Genomic DNA, 23,364 nt, shown 5'->3' with positions numbered 1-23,364 from the left:
GTGCTGAAAAGGAAGTATTATGGCGCGCTACGATTACAAGTGCTCGAGCTGCGGCAACGTGTTTGAGGTTGAGCATCCCATGTCCGAGACTCCCGAGGTCGTGTGCCCCAGCTGCGGTGCCCCGGCGGCCAAGACATTCTCGGCCAGCGGCATTAAATTTGAGGGCAGCGGTTTCTACAACACCGATCAACGAAGCGGCGGCTCCAGTACCAACGCCACCAGTGGCTGCTGCGCCAACTGCCCGCATAACCACTAGGAACCAAGCAGCCCCGCGACCAAAACCGATCGCGGGGCTATTTCTTTGCTCTATGGGTAGTTAATTAAGCTACCCAGGTTTCCTTGTGAGTTGCGGTGAAATAAGGACTGTTTGGCGGGCAGAAGCGGCTTTTCATTCCCTATTTCACCGCAACTTAGTCGTTACTTGTGGACCAGTCTGGCGCAGAAGTGGCCGTCGTAGGAGTCGGCGTTTACTGGCACGCTTTGGAAGAGGCCTCGATCGTTCTGGCGTACGGATACGAGCTTCTTGGCCTGATCGAACTCGGGGAGTTGCAGAATCTGTGCCTCGGAAAGCGGTGCCACGCTAAAGCCGGCACCCTCGGGAGAAGCAAGGAACGCGTCCACGACCTGCGTGTTCTCCTCGTCGAAGACCGAGCACGTCGCATAGATCAGCTCGCCGCCGGCAGCCACGCGCGCGGCGGCTTCCTTGAGCATCGTCAGTTGCAGTTTGGGCAGCTCAACCGCTACATCCTTTTCGGTCAGGCGCCAGGGGATCTCAGGATGACGGCGCATGGTGCCGGTGCCCGAGCACGGCGCATCGATAAAGACCGTGTCGAACTTAACCGGCTTGCCAAGCATGGCATCAAACGACGTCAGTACTTCATCAAGCTCGCAGGCATCACCCGAAACCGTACGAACGCCCTGAATACCGGCCTTGTGCAGGCGAGCGAGATTCAGATCGCACTTGCGATCATGCAGATCGAGCGCCGTATGCTGACGCTCATAGCCCGCACGCTTGGCCTGGCACATCATCACATAGGTCTTGGTACCACGACCGGCACCAATCTCAAGGCAGCTACCAGGGCGCGTGGCAGCTGTGGCGATAAGCTGCGCGTTGAGATCAGATGCCACCGCGGCAGCACGCTCAAACACACCCGAAGCAACGGTAACCTGGGCATCAACCGGGGCATGGCAGCCCGGGAAGACAGGCGCGACGAGCTGCGAGATATACGGATCGGGCTTGGTCGCAAAGGCGTTCTCATGCAGGGCCAGCGGCGCAGGTGCCAAGTTGCCGGCAAAGTTAAGCGCACCCTCTGGCGTGTCAAACGACGCCATGATACGAGCGCACAGCCAACGCGGCAGACCCATCAAGCGCGACAGACGAACCAAGCGTCGCTCAGACTCATTCACATCGGACGCCGTGGCAAAGTCCTCAACGTTGTCCGCGACCTTATGCAGCACGGCGTTGGCCAAACCGGCGGCAGACTTAGCTCCGCTGCGCACCAGCTCAACACCCTGACTTACGGCAACGCGGCCAGGCGTATGCAGATAGAGCATCTCGAAGGCCGAGATGCGAAGCGCCATGCGAACACGCGGCGCAACCTTTTTAGGCTTATCGAGAAACTGATCGAGCAGCTCGTCCAAAATACCCTGCGTGGCGGCCACACCCAGTGCCAAGCGGGCGGCAAAAGCGGAATCGCGCTGGTCAATAGCCCTGGCCGATGCGCGAGAGGACAGCACGTCACGCGCATACATGCCGCGGCGATCGGCCTCCATTAGCACATCGAGCGCAAGTTTGCGCGCGGGAGAAAGCTTGCTCATGACAAAACACCCCAGATAAGATCGGCGCCTTGCAGCCCAGCAGCCCAAGCAGAAGCGGCCATGGCACGCTTGCCATCGGGCTTAACCTCGAGCAGTTCAACCGCACCATCGGAAAGACCAAGGTAAACACGCTTGGCCTTAATGAGAACCTGACCCTCGCCAAGCGACACATCAGCTGGCGCAGCATCGAGCACGCGAACCGACTTGCCGGCAATCACGCAACGAGCGGGAGCGGTGTCGGACGAGGCAAGCACATGACGCACGCAATCAAGCGCCGCCATGTGCGGATCCAGACGCATCTCCTGCTTGGAAATCTTGGCAGCATGCGTGACGAGAGATTCATCCTGCTCGGTCCACACGGCGGTGCCGTCGGCAAGGGAAGGAAGCGTATCGGCAAGCAGTTTGCCGCCCAGCTCGCCAAGCTCCATAGTCAGTGCCTCAGCATGCTTACCGGCAACCGACGTGGAAGCCTGAGCACAATAAGCACCAGTATCCACGCCATGCCCGATGCGCATGATAGAAACGCCAGCAACCTCATCACCAGCAAGAATGGCACGCTGAATAGGAGCAGCCCCCCGCCAACGAGGCAGCAAGGACGCATGAACATTCACAATGCCGAGCGGCGCCATGTGAAGAACCTCATCGGGCAAAATGCAACCATAAGCAGCCACACAGAAAATATCGGCATCCGCAGCTTGGAGCGCCTCAACAACCTCGGCCGTTATACGATTTGTCTCAACAACCGGCAACCCCAGCTCAAGCGCCTTGGCCTTAACAGGAGAAGGCTCAAGCTTCTTACCACGCCCACGAACAGCATCAGGACGAGTAATAACAAGCGCAATCTCATTCCCAGCCTCAACAAGCGAAACCAGCGAAGGCACAGCAAAATCAGGCGTACCCATAAACACAATACGCATAAAAGTTAGTCTCCTCTCAATAACGAGCCGAGACGGCTACAAAAGAAGCGCTCCAGGTCGCGAACGCACCCAGCCGCAAGAACAATTCAACAAAGACAAATATACCCAAAAACAAAGAAAGGGCCGCATAAAAGCAGCCCTCCCAACAAAGCCCCTATCAGCGAAGACGCCCCTCCCTGGCCAACGGCACCCGGGCAAACCGGGCCAGAACAACGCAGTCCCCGGTGCTGAGCGCCCACATATCGTCCCGCGCGCAGTTTCGCAGCAAAGCGAGAATGTTTGAGCACGGGATGATATGTGGGCGCTCAGCACCGGGGACGGTGGGACCTACTCCGTCTCGCCCGGTCGAGCGCCGCGGGCCAGGGCGTCCTGGTACTCCTTGACGGCCTTGATCCTCTGCATGGGCTTGAGTCGCTCAAACATGGTATTGCCGTGCAGATGATCGATCTCGTGCTGCAGGCACACGCAGAACAGGTCGCCCGAGGCCTCGTAGCGAATCAGGTTGGCATCCAGGTCGTACGCCTCGACGACGACATGGTCGGGACGCTCGATCTCGCAGCTAATACCAGGAATGGAAAGGCAGCCCTCGCTAAACGGCACCAGATGGTCGCTCTGCTCCACGATCACGGGATTAATGAGCACGTACGGATCGTAGTCGCTCTTGTCGCTGTAGTCGCAGTCGATGGTGACCAGCTGAATGAGCTCGCCGATCTGCGGGGCAGCCAGGCCGCAGCCGCCGTTCTCGAACATCATCTTCTTCATCTTCTCGGCAAGTGCCTCGATCGCCGGGGTGATCTCCTCGATGACGGCGCACTCCTGGCGCAGACGAGGGTCAGGCGACAGTACGATTCCGTTGGCTTCCATGGCCATCCTTTCGGGTTGTTACATCAAATCATAGGCGTCGACGTCAACGCTCACGCTCACGCCGCGCACGGAGCCCACCTCTTTGAGGCAGGCGTCGATATCATCAGAGACATGGTACCCCACGGGCGACTTCACAAGCAGATGGAAGCGGTAACGGTCCTTGGCTCTCTCGATTACACACGAAGCCGGGCCCAGCACCTGCGGCACGGCACTCCCCGCCCGCAAAAAGTCGGGCGCGGCGGCATGCCAGCGGCGCTTAAGAAGCTTTGCGATACGTCCGATGTAGTTCTGCGCGTCGTCTCGGTTCGCCGACCACACCAAGATGTTGACCAGGCGAACAAACGGCGGGTACAGCGCGTCGCGGCGCTGATCCAGGTCGTAGTCGGTAAAGATCGAACGGTCGTGCTCGGCGACGGCGCGAATGACCGGGTCATCGGGCAGGTAGGTCTGGATGATAACCTCACCGGGGCGATCACCACGACCGGCGCGGCCGGCAACCTGCTCCAGCAGGTCGTAGGCGCGCTCCCCTGCGCGGAAGTCCGGCAGCTTGAGGGCGAAGTCGGCATTGACCACGCCCACGAGCGTGACCTCGGGAAAGTCGAGACCCTTTGCGATCATTTGGGTGCCCAGCAACACGGCACAATCCGCCGCATCGAACTGCTCGAGCAGTTTTTTGTGCGCATCCTTGCCGCGCGTGGAATCGGCATCCATGCGAATGATGGCGACATTCTCGGGCAGCATCTGGTGCAGTGCGTCCTCGATCTGCTGCGTGCCCAGACCCATTTTTGCCAGGTAACGGCTGCCGCACTTGGGGCAGCGACTCGTGGGCGCGGGATACGGCTGCACGCGCCAAGACGAACCGCATGTATGACACTGCAGCGTGTGCGTGCGCTCGTGATACGTAAGCGCGGTGGAGCAGTGGTTGCAGGTGGGGACGCAGCCGCATTCGCGGCACATAAGGAACGGCGCAAAACCGCGGCGGTTGTGCAGTAACACGGCTTTCTCACGGCGCTCGACCACACGCTCCAAGCCCTCCATCAAGGGTTTTGAGAACATAGATCGGCTGCCGTGAGAAAACTCACGGCGCAGGTCGGCAATCCGAACCGTAGGCAGCACGGCGTGTCCCGGGCGCTCGGGCATCTCAACGCGCGTCCAAGTGGCACCGTAATACGTGCCATGGCGGCAGCGGTCGAGGGCCTCGGCAGAAGGCGTGGCGGAGCCCAACACGAGCGGGCAGCGGTAGCGGCGCGCCATCTCGGCCGCCACCTCGCGCGCATGGTAGCGCGGACTGGAGCCCTGCTTGTAACTGGTCTCGTGCTCCTCGTCGATGATGATGAGGCCAAGGTCGCTGAGCGGGCAAAAGAGCGCCGAACGGGCGCCGACAACCACGCGGGCCGCACCGCTGGCGACCATATCCCACTGATCCAGGCGCTCGCCAGCCGAAAGGCGCGAATGGAACACGGCAACCGTCTCGCCAAAGCGCGAACGAAAGCGGCCGACGGTCTGGGCCGTCAGCGAGATCTCGGGCACGAGCACGCAGGCCGAACGGCCGGCTGCCAGCACGCGCTCAATCGCCGAAAGGTAAACCTCGGTTTTGCCGGAGCCGGTGACGCCATCAACGAGCACCACGTCGCCATGAGCGTCCAGACGGGCGCGCTCAATCTGCGCGAGCGCCTGCTGCTGGCCGTTGGTGAGTGCGACCGGCGCCTTGCCGCTTGCCGAGGACAGCGTGGTCTGCTCGCTGCAGCCACGCCACGCACGGCGCTCCTCCACCACCACGACGCCGCGCTTTTCGAGCGCCTTGATAGTCGCCGACATGCTGTTATAGAGCAGGTTGAGGTCGCGCGTCGTGACCGGTCCGCACTGGAGCGCCTCGATGAGCTGACGCTGACGAACCGCCGTTTTGGGAGGCGTATAGTCGAAGCCCTCGGGCGTAAGCATGACCCAACGGTTTTGGATAGGCTTGACGGCTGGGCGCTCAACCGACCATGCGCCGTCATCGCCCTTGACCACGCGCGGGCTGCCGCCCGGGGGCAAGAACAGGCGCAGACACTCGGAAAGCGTCGCGACATATTCGCGGCTCATCCAACGCGCGATGCGGGCGGCCTCGGCACTAAAGAGCGGTTTGCTGAGGATTGCCTCAATGGCTTTAATGCGCGCGGGGTCGAGCGCGCTGTTGCCCTGCAGGTCGTCCAGCTCAGGCGCAATGTCGACGATATAGCCCGCGGCGGCACGGTTACCAAAGTGGACCAGGACCGTGGATCCGATCTGCGCTTCGCTAGCAAGGGGTTGAGGAATGCCATAAGCAAACGGCTCGGACAGCGCACGGGCGGGAATGTCGAGGACCACGCTCACATAGGCAGCGATGGGCTCAGGTGCGGGCTCGGGCTGCGCCGGGGCGGCGGCAGGAGCCGCGGAATTCGGAGCTTCCTCCGGTTCCGGCGAACCAAACAGCGAAAGTTGCTCGACCATGGCCCCAGCACCTCCTATCCCATACGTCTACAGAAACAAGAGCCCCGCTCGGGGTGAACGGGGCTCGGATACAAACGTTTGCGCAGCGATTACAGCGCCATCGTGCGGGCGCGGTCGATGCGCGCCAGGCAGTCGTCGCGGCCGACGAGCGCCATGGTCTCGCCCAGCGGAGGGCTCACCATGTTGCCGCAGACGGCGACGCGCACGGCCTGGAACACCACGCGTTTCTTAAGGTCCATCTGCTCGGGCAGCGGCTCAAGCGCGGCGTCGATGTTGGCAGCCGTCCACTCGTCCACGCCTTCAAGCGCGGCCTTGGCGGCGTCCAGGATGGCACCCATGCCCTCCTTGGCCAGACCCTTGTTGACGGATTTCTCGTCATACTCGAGCGTCTCGGCTGTGGCAAAGATGGGAGCGGCGACGGTCACGGCGTCGGTCGGCATCTTGGTGCGCGGCTTGACGATGGCAGCGAGCGCGTCGATCCAGTCCTCGCCGTACTCGACGTTGCCCTCGATGAGACCCGCCTCGTGCAGCTCGGGGACCATGATCTCGTCGGCAAACTGAGCATCGGACATGCCGTTGATGTACTCGGCATTGACCCAGTCGAGCTTCTTGGGGTCGAAGGTCGCCGGGTTCTTGGAGATGCGGTCGAGCGAGAACTTGCTGGCCAAGACATCACGCGGGATGATCGTGGTCTCGCCGTCGAGCGACCAGCCCAGCAGAGCCAGATAGTTGACGAAGGCATCGGACAGGTAACCGGCGTCGCGGTACTCCTCCACCGAGGTGGCGCCGTGGCGCTTGGAGAGCTTTTTGCCGTCGGCACCCAAGATCATGGAGATGTGGGCGAACGTAGGCACGGGCGCGCCGAGGGCCTCATAGACCATGACCTGACGCGGGGTGTTGGACAGGTGGTCGTCGCCGCGGATGACATGGGTGATCTTCATCATGGCGTCGTCGACGACGGTCGCGAAGTTGTACGTGGGCGTGCCATCGGAGCGGAAGATGACAAAGTCGTCGAGCTCCTTGGCGTCGAAGGTCACCTCACCGTGGACGGCGTCGTGGATGACGACGTCGCCGCGGTCCTCGGGCACCTTAATGCGCAGGACGTAGGACTCGCCGGCCTCGATGCGGCGGCGGGCCTCCTCGGGATCAAGATCGCGGCAGCGGCGCTGATAGCCCTGGAAGGGGTCCTTGCGCTCCTGCGCGGCCTTGCGATCGGCGTCGAGCTGCTCCTTGGTGCAGAAGCAGGGATAGGCCTTGCCCTCGTCCCAAAGCTTCTGGGCGGCCTGCTTGTACAGGTCCAGGCGCTCGGTCTGGGCGTAGGGGCCAAAGTCGCCGCCCACCTCGGGACCCTCGTCCCAGTCCAGGCCCAGCCAACGCATGGCGCGCAGGATGATCTGCGTGTTCTCGTCGGTGGAGCGGGTGGGGTCGGTGTCGTCGATGCGCAGGATGAACGTGCCGCCGTTTGAGCGGGCGAAAGCCCAGTTATAGATAGCGGTGCGGGCGCCGCCGATGTGCAGCTTGCCCGTCGGTGAGGGTGCAAAGCGGACGCGAACGTCTGATGCCATGGAAATCTCCTCGATTGCAGGATGGATGTCTAACCGCACCAGTATAAAGCATCAAAGCAACCTCCGCACAAAGGGCACCGACTCACTCATTGGGGACAGACTTAAATGACCAGTCCCAAATTAGCTGCCCTGGCAGAAAAGGAACATCCCGGCTGGTCATTTAAGTCTGTCCCCAATGAGTAGGTGCGGAAAGGGTGTGAATGTTTGATTTACGCGTTATGATGTGCCCTTGCATAGAGAGCCCGGCGGAATGGTAACGGTCGCGGGACACGTTTTTGAAAGGACAATCATGTCAGAAGAACTTCGTTCCATCCCACCCCAACACGGGTCCTTTGTTTTTACTTCGGAGTCGGTGACCGAAGGTCATCCCGATAAGATCGCTGACCAGATCAGCGATGCCGTCCTCGACGCAATCCTCGCCAAAGAAATAGAGCTGCAGGAGCAGGGCTACATCGCCCCCAACGGCGTGCCCGCCAACGTGGAGAACGTCCGCTGCGCCTGCGAGACCCTCGTGACCACCGGCACCGTTATCGTCGCCGGCGAGATTCGCACCCAGGCCTACGTCGACGTTCAGGAAATCGCCCGCGGCGTTATCCGCCGCATTGGCTACAACCGTGCCAAATTCGGTTTTGACTGCGATACCTGCGGCGTTATGAGCCTCATCCATGAGCAGTCACCCGATATCGCTCAGGGCGTTGACGAGTCCTTCGAGACCCAGACCGGCGCTACCACCGACCCGATCGACCTGATCGGTGCCGGCGACCAGGGCATGATGTTCGGTTACGCCTCCAACGAGACCAAGACCCTCATGCCCATGCCTCACTACCTGGCAAGCCGCCTGGCCGAGCGCCTGGCTGCCGTGCGTCACGACGGTACCCTCGCCTATCTGCGTCCCGATGGCAAGACCCAGGTCACCGTGCGCTACGAGGACGGCAAGCCCGTCGAGGTCACGACCATCGTCATCTCCACGCAGCACGCCGCCGAGATCGAGGACATGGGCAAGATCAAGGCCGACCTAATCGAGCACGTCATCACCCCGGTCATGGCCGCCGAGAACATGCCGTGGGACAACGCCGACATCTACGTGAACCCCACCGGTCGCTTTGTCGTGGGCGGACCTATGGGTGACACGGGACTGACTGGCCGTAAGATCATCGTCGACACCTACGGCGGCTATGGCCGTCACGGCGGCGGTGCCTTTAGCGGCAAGGACTGCACCAAGGTCGACCGCTCCGCCGCGTATGCCGCGCGCTGGGTAGCCAAGAACGTGGTCGCCGCCGGTCTGGCCGACCGCTGCGAAGTCGAGCTTGCCTACGCCATCGGCGTTTCCAAGCCCCTCTCAATCATGGTCGACACCTTCGGCACCGCACATGTTGCCGAGGACAAGATCGTCGAGGCCGTAGAGAAGACCTTCGACCTGCGCCCGGGCGCAATCATCCGCGACCTAGACCTGCGTCGCCCCATCTACGAAAAGACGGCAGCCTACGGTCACTTTGGCCGAGAAGACGCCGACTTCACCTGGGAGAAGACCGACCGAGTCGAAGAACTCAAAGCAGCCTGCGGCCTGTAATTAAGAGCCGCTAAGGTCACAACACGCATGCGCTTTCAAAAGAAGCACCGCCCCCAAGCGGTGCTTCTTTTTTATTAATCCGGTGGTGAAGATGCTTCGATATGAGCCTACGCTGCGTCACCAGCTAATGAATTTTGCAGCACACGCGCCTCTACCATGTATCCTTAGTTCCGAGGGCTTTGGTATTTGGTCGGTCGCGAGTTCCGCACGAGCCGGAGGCCACTTAATGTGGCCTCCGTGCGAGCCAGGACTGTAGAGCAGGCGACCAAATACCAAAGTCCTCGGAACGACGGGATAGAACAGGAGCACCCATGGCAGGCAAGCCGCAAACACTAGCTACGACCTCGGCATTCGAGATCTTGGGCCCCGTCATGGTCGGCCCCAGCTCATCACACACCGCCGGCGCCCTGCGCTGCGCCCAAGTTGCCGCCAGCCTGTTAGAAGGCCGCATCGCCAAAGTCACCTTTGGCCTATGGAACTCCTTCGCCCACACCTACCGCGGCCACGGCACCGACCGTGCGCTCGTCGCGGGCATCCTGGGCCTCGACACCGATGACGAGAACATCAAGCAGGCCTTCGACCTCGCTCGCGAGCAGGGCCTCGAATATCACTTTGACATCAAGGGCGACGACGCCTCCATCCACCCCAACACCGTCGACATCGATATGGTCGACGACACGGGCGCCACGGCGCAGGTCCGCGGCGAGAGCCTGGGCGGCGGCAAGATGCGCATCAGCCGCATTAACGGCGTCGGCGTCGACATCTCGGGCATGTATTCCACGCTCTTCGTGGCGCACAAGGACGTTCCCGGCGTACTCGCCGCGCTCACGAACCTGCTCGCCTACGCCCACGTGAACATCGCTTTCTGCCGCACCTACCGAACCGAAGTGGGCGGCCAGGCCTACTCCGTCTTTGAGACCGACGGCGCGCCCGACGACACCGTCGTCCCCATGCTGCGCAAGCTCGACAATGTCGATTACGCGACCTTTATCGAGCTCCCCGGTTCTGCCTCATCGCTCTCCCCCGGCGTCTCGGCCAAGGAAATCTTCGACGACGGCGAGCAGCTGCTCGATGCGTGCGAGGAACTGGGGCTCAGCATTGGCGCCGTTATGGCCGTACGAGAGGCGCGCCTGACCGGTGAGGCGCACGCCGTCGCCGCCATGCGCCGCGTGCTCGACGTCATGCGCGAGGAGACCACAGCCCCCATCGCTAATCCGCAGCAATCGCTCGGTGGGCTTATCGGCGGCGAGGCTAAGCTTGTCGATGCCACCGGCAGCAACGACCTTAGCTCCAACTTGATGGGCCCCGTTCAGACCGACGCCGTGGCCCGCGCCATGGCCGTGCTCGAGCGCTCCGCCACGATGGGTGTGATCGTCGCAGCTCCGACGGCAGGATCCGCGGGTGTTGTGCCCGGCTGCGTGCTGGCGCTCGCCGATCGTCTGCAGCTCGACGACGAGCAGGTCATGGACGCCCTCTACTGCGCCGCCGCCATCGGCCTCAACCTCACCACAAGCGCCTGCGTTGCCGGCGCCGAGGGCGGCTGCCAAGCCGAAGTCGGAAGCGCCGCCGCCATGGCAGCCGCCGCGCTGGTGCAGATGCTCGGCGGCACGCCCGAGCAGGCGCTCGACGCCAGTTCCATCGCGCTGAGTAACCTGCTGGGTCTCGTTTGTGACCCCGTCGGTGGCCTCGTGGAGGTGCCCTGCCAAAACCGTAACGCCATCGGCGTGGCTGCGGCCTTTAGCTCGGCACAACTCGCCCTCGCAGGCATTAAGAGCCTGGTGCCGTTTGACCAGATGGCACATGTCATGCTCTCGGTGGGCCACGCGTTGCCGGCCACGCTGCGCGAGACGGCAAAGGGCGGCATCGCGCAGGCTCCGGCCGCACTTTCGGCCTGTGCAAAATGCGGTGTGTGCGGATAGCGACAAAGAACGACTCAAAGGTGGGACAAATGTCCCACCTCTTTTGAATGCCACCGTTTCCGTACCACAAACAGCAGGGCAATCGCTATAATGCAAGCCCAGTAAAAACACGATGAACCGCAAGGCGAAAATCGAAGGATATGCATACGATGTCGCAAAACGATCGAACTCAACTGATTCCCGATCCGCAGCAGCCGAGCAGGCACACCGGCGGCGTTCAGTCGCCGCGTCCTATCGCGCCGAGCCACGGTCAGCAGCGTAGTGCAGCAAACGCTTCCCAACGCCCGAACCAACAGCGACAGCAGCGTCAACAACGTCAGCAGCGCCAGGCAAACGGCAATGCGCCCAAGCAGCCCCACACGCACGCTCGAGGCGATCGTGGCCCCGCGCGCAAACCCGCCAAGAACAATAAGTCGGGCAAAAAGACGACGCTCTTTGTCGTCCTGGGTCTAATCGTCATTGTCTATATCGTAGGCGTCGTAGCATTTTCGCAGGTAGCCTACCCCAACACCACCATCGCCGGCGTCGACGTCTCGTTCTCCAACGCTTCGTCTGCCGCCACCAAGGTCAATTCGGCATGGAAGCACTATAAGCTCGCCGTGACAGGCGATGACTTTAGCTGGACCTATCAGCCCGAGTCCGATGAACCCATCGTCGATGGCGAAGCTGCCGCAAAAGAGATCATCAACCACAACGAAGCCTTTATTTGGCCGGTCCGCCTTGTGGAATCCTTAAGCGGCAAGACCAAAACAACCGCTACCTCCAACGAAGTCGATCTTGATCAAGACGTCGACCTGTCCATGCTCTCCGACACCTTTGACCAAAAGAAGTTTGAGAAGGATCTGGGCGCCGCCATCAACGAGTTTAACGAGGGCCGTTCGGGCACGTTCGAGGCCAATAGCTCCTATGACGAGCAGGCCGGCAAGTTTACCGTCGAGAAGGCGCGCTCCAACGAAAAACTCAACCGCGAGCATGTCATTAAGTATGCCGAGCTCGAGCTTGCCTCGCTGGCCGAGTCCGTAGATCTTTCCAAGCTCGGCAACGATGCCTATGAGCCGCTCAATGGAACGCTGACCGATGATCAGATTCAGGCCGCATGCGATGCCGCCAACAACTTCCTGGGCGTCAACGTGACCCTCAAGCTCAACGGCGAGGATGCCGGCAAGGTTGATGGCAGCTCCGTATTGCAGTGGATCAGCTTTGCCGATCCCGCCAACCCAACGCTCGATACGTCGCAGATCAGCAACTGGGCAGCCGAGCTCGCCAACGGCTTTAATACCGTGGGCTCCACTCGCTGGTGGACGCGCGCCGATGGCAAGCAGTGCGCCGTCGAAGGCGGCGACTTTGGTTGGTCCATCGACAGCAGCTCGCTCGCCAAGCAGGTCGAGGACGCCATTAACAACAAGCAGACCGGCGAAATCGAGATCAAGTACTCCCAGAAGGCCGACACCTTTACCGCAAAGGGAGAGCCCGACTGGAAGGCGTATATCGACGTCGACTTGTCCGAACAGCACGCGCGCTACTATGACGAGAGCGGAAATATCGTTTGGGAGGCCAACTTTATCTCGGGCAAGCCGGGCGAGGATGCCACGCCCGAGGGCGTCTGGCAGATCAACAGCAACGACGGCGGCAGCACCCTGATCGGAGCCAAGGACCCCGAGACCGGCAAGCCCAAATACGAGAGTCCGGTGAGCTACTGGATGCCGTTTGAGGGCAACATGATCGGCTTCCATGATGCCACCTGGCAAAACGACAAGAGCTTCGATAACGCCGAGTCGTACAAATGGTGCGGCAGCCACGGCTGCATCAACCTGCGCCTGGCAGACGCCAAGGCACTTCACGACTGCATCAAAGTCGGCCTATGCGTGGTTGTCCACTCGTAGTGCAACGCGCGCATTCCTACAACGTGGAACCGCTGCGACCAATCTAACAGTTCCGAAAGAAACCGTTCTATGCGCCCACCCCAACCGGTGGGCGCATATACTTATCGAGGTACTTTCTATAAAGGAGACGCTATGCCGAATGTCCCCACGACCACCCCGGGCCCGGATGATACCGAGCACACGCTCGAAGATGTCACCGAAACGATTCCTCTGATTACAAACGTACATGCCGATAAGCAGAGCGGACGCGCGAACGATGCGACCGAGATTTCCGATGAAGAGGCATATGCCAAGCTCAAGGCAAAACGTGCCGAACGTCGACGCAAAAAGCTCATCCGACGCGGCATTGCGGCCGGCGTCGTGGCCGCCATTGTGCTCATCGCCGTTGTCGTGACCTTAGCCATCAACGCACGGCCCGCAGGCAACAACGGGCCGGTGACCGACATGGTGACCGAGGGCACGTTTACCACAACGGTCGAGGCGAAAGGCCAGCTCAAACCCATTTCGTCCTCAGTGGTCTCCCCTTCTGTCGACGGTACGGTCGATTCGATCAACGTGCAGGCGGGCCAATCCGTCAACGAGGGCGACGTGCTTATGACCATTAAAAACGACGAGCTCGATCGCAACGTTGCCGAGGCGCAGCGTGCAGTTGCTGCCGCTCAAGAAGACCTCGCTAATGCGAAGAAAGCCGCAGCTGCCGCTCAGGCCACCCCAACGACGGACGTCGATGGAGCTTCCGCAGCGGCTGGCGTCTCCGCCGCATCGGCGGACACGAACGCCGTATCGGCCGCGCAGCGCAGCCTCGCATCGGCCCAGGCAAACCTCGATCAGGCGAACGCCAAGGCGGCCAGTCGTACGGTCACGGCCCCGAGCTCGGGCAGTATCGTGGAGCTCAACGCCAAGGTGGGCGCCACGGTAACAGGCGGCATGATCATGGGCGAAAGCGATACGAGCGGCGGCAAGCAGTGCATGCAGATCGCCGACCTATCTAAGATGAAGGTGACCGTGCAGGTGGGCGAAAAGGACATCGCCAAGATCGCCGTTGGGCAGAGTGCCAACGTCACGTATCCCGCGTTTCCCGATATCGTAAGCCAGGGAACGGTCACGGCCATCGCCTCGGTGGCAAACTCCGACGCCGCCAACGGTGGCGGCGGCAGCGTAACCTTTAACGTCGACATTCTCATAGAGGCGCCCGACGCGCGCCTGAAGCCGGGCATGACGGCCGAGGTATCGGTGGTGACCGAGCAGCTCGACGACGTGGTGATGGTGCCGACGATGGCGCTCATGACCGAAGACGGCGAACACTATTACGTCAACGTGGCAACCGATGACGAGGGCAAGCATACCCGTCGCGTGAAGGTGACCGTCGTGACGCAAAACGACAACGAAGCCGTAGTCGGCAAGACACAGGTAAAGCGCGACGACCAGGGCAACGAGATCAACCCCAACGTGCCGGTTACCAAGCTGCGCGATGGCGACACCCTCGTCATGGACACCGGAGCGGACGCAACGGCTGACGGCGGCTACAGCACGGATTCGGGCAGCATGTCTGACGACGAGGGCATGTAATGCGTCCCGTTATCGACATCCGCAACGTGCACCGCATTTTTGAGAGCGAGGCGGGTTGCGCCCACATCCTGCACAACGTGAGCCTGGCGGTAAATCCCGGCGAATTCGTCGCTATCACCGGCCCCTCGGGCTCGGGCAAGTCGACGCTCATGAACATCCTGGGCTGCCTGGACAAACCGACGGCGGGCGACTATTACCTGCAAGGGCTCAACGTGGCCGAGCTCGACGATGACGAGCTCACCGAAGTTCGCGCCCTGAGTATTGGCTTTGTCTTTCAGAGCTTCAACCTGCTGCCACGCCTGTCGGTTATCGAAAACGTCATGCTGCCGCTGGCCTACACCAATGTGCCCCGTAGCCAGCGCGAAATGCGCGCCGTGCACGCGCTGCAGGCCGTCACGCTGCCGGTCGACCACTGGGACCACCGCATATCAGAGCTCTCGGGCGGACAGATGCAGCGCGTCGCCATCGCGCGTGCCCTCGTCAATGACCCGCCCATCATCCTGGCCGACGAGCCGACGGGAAACCTGGACTCCGCTACCGGAGCGCTTGTGATGGAGACCTTCCATAAGCTTCAGAAGCGAGGCAAAACCATCGTTCTTATCACACACGACCCCGGCATCGCCGCCGAGGCCGACCGTGCCGTGACCATCCGCGACGGTCGCATTCACGACGGCGCGTATATTCCACATGCACCGCGGACCCTGCGCAGCGCCGTAGATAGCCTGCCCATGATTTCCGCCTCCGCCAACCCGCCGAAAGGAGTGGTGGCATGAGCGCCCGCGATCTCATCCAGGAAGCCCTTCACTCGCTCGAGGCCAACAAGGGGCGCAGCCTGCTCACCATCCTGGGCATTGTCATCGGCATCGCCTCGGTTATCGCCATGACTTCGCTCATCGGCGGCATCCAAAACAGCCTGGTCAACAGCCTGGGCCTCAATGCGGCACGCATGGTGCAAATCTATTCGTCGCAAGAACTCACCGAGTCGGACATCGAGAAGCTTCAAAAACTGGTGCCGCAGATAGAGCAGATCGGCATTGTCGACAGCGCGTATACCGAGTACAAGACCGGCGATAAAAGCTATACCGTCATGGCACAGGGTGTCGATAGCGACATGCTCGACGCCGTGGGGGCCAACAAGCTCGTTGCGGGGCGCACCTATTCCCAGGCCGAGTCCCAATCAGGCTCGCGCGTGGCGCTCATCAGCCGCAACGGCGCCGATCAGCTTTACGGCAACGAACAGGACGCGGTGGGCAAGACTATTAAGGTGTCCAACGGCGAGGTGCAGATTGTAGGCGTGATTGATGGCGGCAGCGACTCCATGGGCTCGCTCACGCTGTATATGCCACGCGAAACCATCTCCGGGCTGTTTGGCGACGAGAATCCTTCATTCCCCAGCGTAACGGCACTTGCCGCCGAGGGCACGGACATGGATGAGCTTTGTAAGACCATCGAGTCCAAGGTACGCGCGATGAAGGGCATCGCGGAGGATGATGAGTACGACAGTGTATCGGCGACCTCCATGAAAAGCGCCATCGATGCACTCAACTCCTTTATGGGAGCGTTCTCGCTCATCATGGGTGCTGTCGCCAGCATCTCGCTGCTTGTCGGCGGTATCGGCATTATGAACATGATGCTCACCAACGTGACTGAGCGCATCCGCGAGATCGGCATCCGCCGCGCTCTGGGCGCCAGTCGTCGCGATATCACCGCCCAATTTTTGGCCGAGTCCTCGGCGCTGTGCGTCACCGGCGGACTGCTAGGTGTCCTGATTGGCTATCTGCTGGCCTGGGCTCTTGCGATGTTTGCCGCAGGATCAGGGGTTCTCGGCGAGCTCGGTGCCAGCGGGCAAATCACACCGAGCTTTTCAATCGCCACGGTACTGCTGGCCTTCGCCGTCTCCGTCGGCATCGGCGTAATCTTTGGCTTCTATCCCGCTCGCCGCGCGGCAAAGCTCGACCCGGTGGAGTGCCTACGCTATCAGTAAGCCACCACCAACAAGTTGCGGTGAATTAGGGACTGAATATGCTATTTAGCAGCAAAAACAGACGCTATTTCACCGCAACTTATTGAAGGGCTGCTTGCGCCAGTTCCGTGCGTCGTCCTCGAGCGATTGGCGGATGACAGGCTTGTACGGGTCGAGCTTGCTCGGGGCGCTTCTCCTCGCAGGCGGGAGGGCACGCATGCGCGGCGAGCGCCTAGCGCGCGAACTCCCGTAAGAGCGCGTCTTCCACTTCCCTAAGCGAAAGGGCCCCGCCTCCCTCGGCGGGACGGGCGACCACGATACAGCGCGCTCCCACGTCGCGCGCGGAGGCGATCTTCTCGGCCGTGCCGCCTACGGTTCCCGAGTCCTTGGTCACAAGCCACTGGGCGCCCACCTGCCGAAGCATCGCCTCGTTGAGCTCGCGGGTGAAGGGCCCCTGCATGCCGATGACGTGCGACGGCGAAAACCCCGCGTCGATGCACTTCGTTATAGCACCGGGCAGAGGGAGCACACGCACGAAGAAGCGCTCCGCGAAATCGGCGACGCGCGTGTAGGGAGCAAGCTCCTTGCTCCCCGTCGTGAGAAGCGCGCGACCCGGGTTCTCGGAGAGAAAGCGCGCCGCGCAGGCGATCGACGCGACCGACACGACGCCTTTGGGCAGCGCCTCGACCGGGCGCGTAAGGCGCAGGCATCGTGCACCCACGGCGAGCGAAGCGGCCCGGATGTTGCCGCTTGCGAGCGTAGCGAAGGGGTGCGTGGCGTCGACGACGATGCGCGCGCCGGAAAGCTCACGCTCCATGTCGGCCTCGTCGAGCCTGCCCGCATGCACCTCGATGCCCGGAAGCTCGCCCAAAAGCTCGCCTCCGTACTCGGTTGCCGCGTAGGCACGGGCGGGGATTCCCGCCCCGCTCGCCCATTCGCACAGGAGGCGGCCCTCGGTGGTGCCGGCGAAGATGCGCAGCGCCGGCGCGGATGCGGGGGCCGTCACTTCGGGCCGCCTGGGCGCGTGATCTGGTAGAGCAGCGCGTTCATAATGGCGGCCGCCACGGTCGAGCCGCCCTTGCGACCCCTCGCGACGATGGCCGGCACGCGTCGCGCGAGTAGCTCCTCTTTCGCCTCGACCACGTTCACAAACCCAACCGGCACCCCAACGACGAGCGCGGGCGCGATCTTCCCCGCGTCCATGAGCTCGGCGAGGCGCAGAAGTGCTGTGGGAGCGTTGCCGACGGCCACGATGAGCGGACCCTCGATGCCGCAAGCTTTGTCCATGCTCGCAACGGCGCGAGTCGTGCCCGCGGCGCGCGCCGTTGCGGCGACATCCGGGTCGGCCATATAGCACACGGCCTGGCAGCCGAGCTTCGCGAGCGCGGGCTTGCTTATGCCTGCGAGCGCCATGTTCGTGTCGGTGAGCACCGTGGCCCCTGCGCGCAGTGCGTCGAGCGCACAGTGCGCGGCGTCATGGGTGAATACGAGGGAATCAGCGTACGAGAAGTCGGCAGTGGTGTGGATGACGCGCTTCACGACGGGCTCTTCGAGCGGCGGGAACGTGCGGCCGCCGAGCTCTTCGGTGATGATCTCGAAGCTGCGCCGCTCGATGTCGCCGGGCGCCATCTCCTTGGAATCCATCTAGTACTCCACTCCTTCCCTTGCACATATCCCCTGAGTGTAGGGGTGTTTCTCGCACCGCATCTCGGTTATGTAGTCGGCCTTCTCCACGATCTTGCGGGAAGGCGCACGCCCGGTGAGCGCTACTTCGACGCCGCGCGCGGACATATCGAGCGCGCGGTCCACGAGTGCCTCGTCGACAAGCCCCTTCGAAAGCGCGTCGAGCGCCTCGTCGAGCACGAGCAGCCCCTCCTGCGCGCCCTCGAGCTCGGCGAGCGCTGAAGCGAGGTTCCCATCGTGCAGCTCGCACGTCGCGGCAAGTTCTTCCGGCGTCATCGACCAGGTAAACTTGTCCGACACCTTCCCCGCGAACACGGGCACGCCGAAATGCCCGGCGAGCAGACGCGCCTCCCCGCTTTCGCCGTCTTTCAGGAACTGCACAACGACGACGCGGCGGCCTGCGGCGAGCATGCGAAGGGCGAGCCCCATCGCCGCCGTGGTCTTGCCTTTGCCGTCGCCATGATACACGTGGATCATACGCCCTCCTCGATAATGCGGTAGACATACTCCATGTCGAGCGCCCCGCGCACGACGTCAGCCAGGCGGTCGAACTCGCGCGCACGGTGATCGGCCGCGGACGCCGCGCCCGCAGCACCCACGACGCTCTCGGGCAGGCCGCGCATGCGCGCGAGCGAGCGCGCGAGGGCGAGCGCCACCCCCGGTTCGTCGAACAGGCCGTGGAGATAGGTTCCGAACACGTTTCCGCAGGCCGCGCCTTCTGGTTTGCCGCCAATCGTGCCCGCAGGGGCGCAGGAGACGGTCGTTTCGCCGTCGTGAATCTCGTACCCGCGCGCCGTCATGCCGTTCCACACCGAAAACGCGCCTTGGGCGCCCGTGATGCGCAGCTCCGACTGGGCGAGGCGCTTTTCCTCCTTGAACACCGTACTTGCAGGGATGAGCCCGAGCCCGCGCGCGGTGCCAGCGCCTTCCCTGCCGTGCGGGTCGGAAAGCTCGTCTCCCAAAAGCTGGTAGCCTCCGCATATGCCGAGCACCGGCGTGCCCGCGCCCGAAAGCGCACGTACACAGGATCCGATGCCGCTAGCCGCAAGCCAGCGCGCGTCGTCGAGCGTGGTCTTCGAGCCGGGGAGCACCACCAGGTCGGGTCGGCCCAGATCGGTCGCCGAGGAAACGTAGCGCACGCCCACGCCGGGCACGCGCGAAAGCGAGTCGAAGTCGGTGAAGTTCGACAGATGCGGAAGGCGCACGACGGCGACGTCGATGACGCCGCGCGCCTCGCGGGCAGATAGGCGCGGCGCGAGCGAGTCCTCGTCGTCCAGGTCGAGCGCAAGATACGGCACGACCCCCACAACGGGAACCCCGCACATCTTCTCGAGCGGGGCCAAACCCGGGCGCAGGATTTCCACATCGCCGCGGAACTTGTTCACCACAAGTCCCCGCAAAAGAGCGCGATCCTCGGGCGCAAAGAGCGCGACCGTGCCGTAGAGCTGGGCAAACACCCCACCTGGGTCGATGTCGCCCGCGAGCAGCACGGGGGAGGACACGGCGCGCGCGAGCCCCATGTTGACGATGTCGTTTTCGGCAAGATTGATTTCGGCGGGGCTGCCGGCGCCCTCGATGACGATGACGTCGTTTTCCTCCGCGAGCGAATCGAACGCCTCCAAAATCTGCGGCATGAGCGCCTTCTTTCGCGCGAAGTAGTCCCTCGCAGCGAAGGCTCCCTGCGCCTTGCCGGCCACGATGAGCTGGCTTCGGTGGTCGCTTTCGGGCTTGAGCAGGATGGGGTTCATGCGCACGTCGGGCGCGATGCCGCACGCCTCGGCCTGCATGATCTGGGCGCGGCCCATCTCGAGCCCATCGGCCGTGACACCGCTGTTGAGCGCCATGTTCTGGCTCTTGAAGGGAGCCACGCGCAGGCCGTCCTGCGAAAGCACACGGCACAGCCCGGCCGCAAGCAGGCTCTTCCCCGCGTTCGACATGGTGCCCTGGATCATGATGGGCTTCGCCCTACCCACGGGTATCGACCTCCTTCGCCGAGCCTCGGCCATCCGCGCCCGCCATAGCGCCGCTGCAAGAAGCGCCGCCCCGTTCGTCGGGTTCGCCTTCGCCCGATGCGCCTTCCGCCCGAAGCGCGCGGCTGAACGCCATCGCAAGCCGGGCGTTCTCCTTGCGCGTGCGCACCGCGACGCGGCACCAGAAACGGGACAGTACCGAAAACGAGTCGCACGTGCGGACCAAAACCCCCTGTTTATACAGGCGCTCGGGGATGTCTTTCGCCGGCGTGCGGACTAAAAGGAAGTTCGCATCCGACGGCACGACGGAAAGCCCGAGCGAGGAGAGCTCGTGGGAAAGCCACGCTCGCTCGCCCGCCAATACATCGCGCGTGCGCGAGACGTATTCGACGTCTTCCAGGGCGGCGATGCCCGCGGCCTCGGCGACCGAGGAGACGGGCCACGCCTGCCCCGCCCGGCGAATCCCCTCGATGAGTTGGGCGTTTCCGCTGATCAGATACCCCAACCGCAACCCTGCCATTCCGTAGAGCTTGGTAAACGCGGAGAGCACGGCCACATGGTGCGAACACGCGGCGCGTGCGGCCACGCTCCTTTCGCGGGCGTCGGGCGCAAATCCGAGGAAGCACTCGTCCACGACGAGCAGCGCGCCCACCTGCTCGCAGCGGCAAGCCGCGGCATCGATCACGCTGGGGTCGACGAGGCGCCCCGTCGGGTTGTTCGGATTGCAGAGGTACGCCACGTCTCCCGGCCCCTCGATCGCGCGGGCGAAGGAGGCGGGCACGTCGAAGTCGTCCGCTTCGGAGAGCGGGAACTCCAGCACGCATGCACCGTAGTACGATGCCGCATCCGCATATTCAGAGAACGTCGGCGCGCACACGACGATGCGTTTCGGGCGCACCGCCGCGGCGAGCCGCCAGATGATGTCGGACGCGCCCGCGCCGCAGACGATAGTATCTTCGGGAATGCCCTGGGCGCGCGCTAGGGCGCGAACGAGGGCGAGACTTTCCCTATCGGGGTAGGCGTCGATTCGAGAAAGCGCCTTGCAAGCTGCGGCGACGGCGCGCGGCGAGGGGCCTGCCGGATTCACGTTCACCGAGAAGTCAATGAGGTCGGAGGCGCTCCCTTCGCAAGCGATGCCGAGCGATTGCGTGCTACCCCCATGCGCACGGGCGCGCAGGATTCCCCCGGCAGCCCGGGGCGCGGCGTGGTCTTCCCTCATGCCATCGCCCCCACGGCGAGCACGACCGCCGCGCGCGCGGCGCCGAAGACGACGAGCGCGCATACGGACGCGGCGAGCATGAGCCTTGTCGCCCGGGCGATGTCGCCCCACTCGATTGCGCGGGACGCGTCGCCTATCGTCGGTTTCTCAACGAGCTTGCCGAAATACACCGCGGGTCCTGCCAGGCGCAGCCCGAGCGCGCCCGCGCACGCTGACTCGGTCTGCGCCGCGTTCGGGCTCGCATGGCGACGCCTGTCACGGCGCCAGATGCGCGCCGCCCCGCGCGCGTCGAGCCCAACAATCGGGCACACGGCGATCATGAGCAGGGCCGATAAGCGCGAGGGAATCCAGTTCACCGCATCGTCGAGGCGCGCCGAGGCGCAGCCGAAATCGATGTAGCGCTCGTTTTTGTAGCCCACCATGCTGTCGAGCGTGTTCACCGCCTTGTACGCCATGCCCAAGGGCGCACCCCCGATCATAAGGTAGAAAAGCGGCGCGATGACGCCGTCGCTCGCATTCTCCGCTACCGTTTCCACGGCGGCGCGCGCGACGCCCTGCTCGTCGAGAACAGACGTGTCGCGCCCCACGATGAGCCCGACGGATTCGCGCGCCGCAACAAGGCCGCCCTTCGAGAACGCGCGGGCCACGGCCAGGCTCTGGCGGCGCAGCTCGCATGCCGCGAGAATCTGATAGCTCGCCCATGCCTCGGCCACGAAGCGCAAGCCGGGGTGAACCATGCTGCAAAGATGCAGGATTCCCCAGGTCAAAAGCCCACACGCAAGCGGAAGCGCCACGGCGAGCACAAGCCCTGCGGCGCGCGTGCCCGCGGACGTTTGCGGGAATGCACCCCGCAGGCGGCCTTCGGCCCACGTGATCGCGCGCCCCATGGCGACGACGGGATGGGGAAGCCAGCGCGGGTCGCCGAAGGCAAGGTCAGCCGCGAACCCGGCGGCGACGGCAAGAATCATCATCACCGGGCATCGCCCCCCGAAGCAGGGCGAACGTCGCGAAGGCAGCGCCCATCCCAGATGGCGGCCCATGCGCCGCCCGGCTCGGTATGCACGTCGAAGTATTCCATTTTCGGGACAGCAAGCTCGGAAAGCAGCGCTTTCACGGTACCCGCGTGAACGACGAAGACGGCGCGCCCACTCCCCTGGGCGCGCTCCGATTCGCATGCCTCCCGAAACGCCGCGACGACGCGGCGGGTGAAATCGCTCTTGCCCTCGCCATGCGGGCACCGCGTCTCGCACCAGGAGTCTACCCAGGCGCGGTAGCGCGCATCCTCTTTAAGCTCGGCGGCACTTCGCCCCTCGAAGTCACCGAAATCCATCTCGCGCAGACCGGGGCATGCCATAAGCTCCGCATTCGGGAAGAGGATGCGTGCCGTCTGGTCGGTGCGGGCCATGCCGCTCGTGATAACACGGAACACGTCACGATCGCACGCGAGCTCGCGCAAAGCGCGCTCGCCCGCGCTCGACAGGGGCTCGTCGGTGCCCGCCCCGCTGTAGCGATGGTCTTCCGTGCCCGCCGTGGCACCATGGCGCACGAAGACGACTTCCAAAGGCGCGCCCGCGCCCTGCGTCCCTCGAGGCGCATCGGCAAGGTTTCCTTTGATGACCTGGGGAATCCCGCACGTCATGCGCACGACGACGTCGGCGCGCGCAGCAAGCGCGCATCCCAGGCGCCCCGCGCGCTCGCGCCATTGGGCGTCTTCCGCACGCATGGGGACGACCCCCGAGCCGACCAAGGGCAGAATCACTGCGTCGAAGCCAATCAGCCGCTCGAGCGCCCGGTCAGCGTCGAGCGCGCGTACGAGTTCCTCAGCACGGTACGCGACACGGCCGGCAAAAGCCGCGGGCACGCCGCCCTCCGCAAGCTGCGCCGCGTCGACGAAATCGTCCGCCGCGAACCCGAGCTTTTCGCGCACGAAGGTCCTCTTCCCCGAATGCGCG

General features: G+C 63.3%; 19 protein-coding genes. 7 read left to right on the top strand and 12 right to left on the bottom strand.

The window, feature by feature from the left end:
• Positions 1–19 precede the first annotated feature (19 nt).
• Positions 20–256 carry an FmdB family zinc ribbon protein gene (locus tag I4W07_RS07085; protein WP_195192825.1) on the top strand — a complete coding sequence of 79 codons (237 nt, stop codon included), beginning with the start codon at positions 20–22 and terminating at the stop codon, positions 254–256.
• 161 nt (positions 257–417) lie between these two features.
• Here the strand turns inward: I4W07_RS07085 and I4W07_RS07080 are convergent, their stop codons facing one another.
• From I4W07_RS07080 to gltX, 5 genes are all read right to left on the bottom strand, one after another.
• Positions 418–1,818 carry an RsmB/NOP family class I SAM-dependent RNA methyltransferase gene (locus tag I4W07_RS07080; RefSeq protein WP_196026085.1) on the bottom strand — a complete coding sequence of 467 codons (1,401 nt, stop codon included), beginning with the start codon at positions 1,816–1,818 and terminating at the stop codon, positions 418–420.
• Positions 1,815–2,735: a methionyl-tRNA formyltransferase gene (gene fmt / locus I4W07_RS07075; protein ID WP_196026084.1), complete on the bottom strand. Its 921-nt coding sequence runs from the start codon at positions 2,733–2,735 to the stop codon at positions 1,815–1,817. The genes I4W07_RS07080 and fmt overlap by 4 nt, the downstream gene beginning before the upstream one ends.
• 327 nt (positions 2,736–3,062) lie before the next feature.
• Positions 3,063–3,599, bottom strand: a complete 537-nt coding sequence (def, locus tag I4W07_RS07070; protein WP_138374697.1) for a peptide deformylase — start codon at positions 3,597–3,599, stop codon at positions 3,063–3,065.
• 18 nt (positions 3,600–3,617) lie between these two features.
• Positions 3,618–6,071: a replication restart helicase PriA gene (gene priA, locus I4W07_RS07065; protein WP_230317538.1), complete on the bottom strand. Its 2,454-nt coding sequence runs from the start codon at positions 6,069–6,071 to the stop codon at positions 3,618–3,620.
• A gap of 89 nt (positions 6,072–6,160) precedes the next feature.
• On the bottom strand, positions 6,161–7,636 hold the full coding sequence (gene gltX / locus I4W07_RS07060) for a glutamate--tRNA ligase (RefSeq protein ID WP_196026083.1): 1,476 nt from the start codon (positions 7,634–7,636) through the stop codon (positions 6,161–6,163).
• Positions 7,637–7,925: 289 nt separating this feature from the next.
• On the opposite strand from gltX, the gene metK reads away from it, so the two are divergent.
• The 6 genes from metK to I4W07_RS07030 all read left to right on the top strand — a co-directional run bounded on the left by metK (position 7,926) and on the right by I4W07_RS07030 (position 16,561).
• Positions 7,926–9,206, top strand: a complete 1,281-nt coding sequence (gene metK, locus I4W07_RS07055; RefSeq protein WP_195192830.1) for a methionine adenosyltransferase — start codon at positions 7,926–7,928, stop codon at positions 9,204–9,206.
• 311 nt (positions 9,207–9,517) lie between these two features.
• Positions 9,518–11,125 carry an L-serine ammonia-lyase, iron-sulfur-dependent, subunit alpha gene (sdaAA, locus tag I4W07_RS07050; RefSeq protein WP_196026082.1) on the top strand — a complete coding sequence of 536 codons (1,608 nt, stop codon included), beginning with the start codon at positions 9,518–9,520 and terminating at the stop codon, positions 11,123–11,125.
• A 149-nt stretch (positions 11,126–11,274) separates the two neighbouring features.
• Positions 11,275–13,008 carry a L,D-transpeptidase gene (locus I4W07_RS07045; protein WP_196026081.1) on the top strand — a complete coding sequence of 578 codons (1,734 nt, stop codon included), beginning with the start codon at positions 11,275–11,277 and terminating at the stop codon, positions 13,006–13,008.
• A gap of 132 nt (positions 13,009–13,140) precedes the next feature.
• Positions 13,141–14,577 carry an efflux RND transporter periplasmic adaptor subunit gene (locus I4W07_RS07040; RefSeq protein ID WP_196026080.1) on the top strand — a complete coding sequence of 479 codons (1,437 nt, stop codon included), beginning with the start codon at positions 13,141–13,143 and terminating at the stop codon, positions 14,575–14,577.
• Complete coding sequence (locus I4W07_RS07035; RefSeq protein ID WP_196026079.1) at positions 14,577–15,350, top strand: ABC transporter ATP-binding protein; 774 nt, start codon at positions 14,577–14,579, stop codon at positions 15,348–15,350. Before I4W07_RS07040 ends, I4W07_RS07035 begins: the two co-directional genes overlap by 1 nt.
• Positions 15,347–16,561: an ABC transporter permease gene (locus I4W07_RS07030; RefSeq protein ID WP_196026078.1), complete on the top strand. Its 1,215-nt coding sequence runs from the start codon at positions 15,347–15,349 to the stop codon at positions 16,559–16,561. The genes I4W07_RS07035 and I4W07_RS07030 overlap by 4 nt, the downstream gene beginning before the upstream one ends.
• A 211-nt stretch (positions 16,562–16,772) precedes the next feature.
• Here I4W07_RS07030 and cobK read toward each other — a convergent pair whose 3' ends face one another.
• From cobK to I4W07_RS06995, 7 genes are read right to left on the bottom strand one after another with little or no spacing between them, the layout of a single operon-like run.
• Positions 16,773–17,546: a precorrin-6A reductase gene (gene cobK, locus I4W07_RS07025; RefSeq protein ID WP_055286487.1), complete on the bottom strand. Its 774-nt coding sequence runs from the start codon at positions 17,544–17,546 to the stop codon at positions 16,773–16,775.
• The gene (locus I4W07_RS07020; RefSeq protein WP_196026077.1) at positions 17,543–18,184 is read right to left on the bottom strand and encodes a precorrin-8X methylmutase; all 642 of its coding nucleotides are present in this window, start codon (positions 18,182–18,184) and stop codon (positions 17,543–17,545) included. Before I4W07_RS07020 ends, cobK begins: the two co-directional genes overlap by 4 nt.
• Entirely contained in the window at positions 18,185–18,700 is a 516-nt protein-coding gene (locus I4W07_RS07015) for a cob(I)yrinic acid a,c-diamide adenosyltransferase (protein ID WP_196026076.1), read from the bottom strand.
• The gene (locus I4W07_RS07010; protein WP_271739776.1) at positions 18,697–20,196 is read right to left on the bottom strand and encodes a cobyric acid synthase; all 1,500 of its coding nucleotides are present in this window, start codon (positions 20,194–20,196) and stop codon (positions 18,697–18,699) included. Before I4W07_RS07010 ends, I4W07_RS07015 begins: the two co-directional genes overlap by 4 nt.
• The gene (locus tag I4W07_RS07005) at positions 20,189–21,412 is read right to left on the bottom strand and encodes a pyridoxal phosphate-dependent aminotransferase (RefSeq protein ID WP_196026074.1); all 1,224 of its coding nucleotides are present in this window, start codon (positions 21,410–21,412) and stop codon (positions 20,189–20,191) included. Before I4W07_RS07005 ends, I4W07_RS07010 begins: the two co-directional genes overlap by 8 nt.
• A complete protein-coding gene (gene cbiB / locus I4W07_RS07000; protein ID WP_196026073.1) occupies positions 21,409–22,383 on the bottom strand; it encodes an adenosylcobinamide-phosphate synthase CbiB in 975 nt (324 codons plus the stop codon). The genes I4W07_RS07005 and cbiB overlap by 4 nt, the downstream gene beginning before the upstream one ends.
• Positions 22,383–23,339: a histidine phosphatase family protein gene (locus tag I4W07_RS06995; RefSeq protein WP_271739775.1), complete on the bottom strand. Its 957-nt coding sequence runs from the start codon at positions 23,337–23,339 to the stop codon at positions 22,383–22,385. Before I4W07_RS06995 ends, cbiB begins: the two co-directional genes overlap by 1 nt.
• Positions 23,340–23,364 lie beyond the last annotated feature (25 nt).

It is taken from the genome of Collinsella aerofaciens (genome assembly GCF_015670745.1).
GTDB lineage: Bacteria > Actinomycetota > Coriobacteriia > Coriobacteriales > Coriobacteriaceae > Collinsella > Collinsella aerofaciens_T.
This window is presented reverse-complemented; position numbering and strand designations above follow the sequence as displayed.

Bases quoted from the DNA above. Each gene is read 5' to 3' on its own strand.
- metK (WP_195192830.1), top strand. From the start codon at position 7,926: ATGTCAGAAGAACTTCGTTCCATCCCACCCCAACACGGGTCCTTTGTT.
- I4W07_RS07030 (WP_196026078.1), top strand. From the start codon at position 15,347: ATGAGCGCCCGCGATCTCATCCAGGAAGCCCTTCACTCGCTCGAGGCC.
- I4W07_RS07020 (WP_196026077.1), bottom strand. From the start codon at position 18,184: ATGGATTCCAAGGAGATGGCGCCCGGCGACATCGAGCGGCGCAGCTTC.
- I4W07_RS07085 (WP_195192825.1), top strand. From the start codon at position 20: ATGGCGCGCTACGATTACAAGTGCTCGAGCTGCGGCAACGTGTTTGAG.
- fmt (WP_196026084.1), bottom strand. From the start codon at position 2,735: ATGCGTATTGTGTTTATGGGTACGCCTGATTTTGCTGTGCCTTCGCTG.
- I4W07_RS07015 (WP_196026076.1), bottom strand. From the start codon at position 18,700: ATGATCCACGTGTATCATGGCGACGGCAAAGGCAAGACCACGGCGGCG.
- I4W07_RS07040 (WP_196026080.1), top strand. From the start codon at position 13,141: ATGCCGAATGTCCCCACGACCACCCCGGGCCCGGATGATACCGAGCAC.
- I4W07_RS07035 (WP_196026079.1), top strand. From the start codon at position 14,577: ATGCGTCCCGTTATCGACATCCGCAACGTGCACCGCATTTTTGAGAGC.
- def (WP_138374697.1), bottom strand. From the start codon at position 3,599: ATGGAAGCCAACGGAATCGTACTGTCGCCTGACCCTCGTCTGCGCCAG.
- cbiB (WP_196026073.1), bottom strand. From the start codon at position 22,383: ATGATGATTCTTGCCGTCGCCGCCGGGTTCGCGGCTGACCTTGCCTTC.
- priA (WP_230317538.1), bottom strand. From the start codon at position 6,071: ATGGTCGAGCAACTTTCGCTGTTTGGTTCGCCGGAACCGGAGGAAGCT.
- I4W07_RS07045 (WP_196026081.1), top strand. From the start codon at position 11,275: ATGTCGCAAAACGATCGAACTCAACTGATTCCCGATCCGCAGCAGCCG.
- gltX (WP_196026083.1), bottom strand. From the start codon at position 7,636: ATGGCATCAGACGTTCGCGTCCGCTTTGCACCCTCACCGACGGGCAAG.
- I4W07_RS07080 (WP_196026085.1), bottom strand. From the start codon at position 1,818: ATGAGCAAGCTTTCTCCCGCGCGCAAACTTGCGCTCGATGTGCTAATG.
- sdaAA (WP_196026082.1), top strand. From the start codon at position 9,518: ATGGCAGGCAAGCCGCAAACACTAGCTACGACCTCGGCATTCGAGATC.
- I4W07_RS07005 (WP_196026074.1), bottom strand. From the start codon at position 21,412: ATGAGGGAAGACCACGCCGCGCCCCGGGCTGCCGGGGGAATCCTGCGC.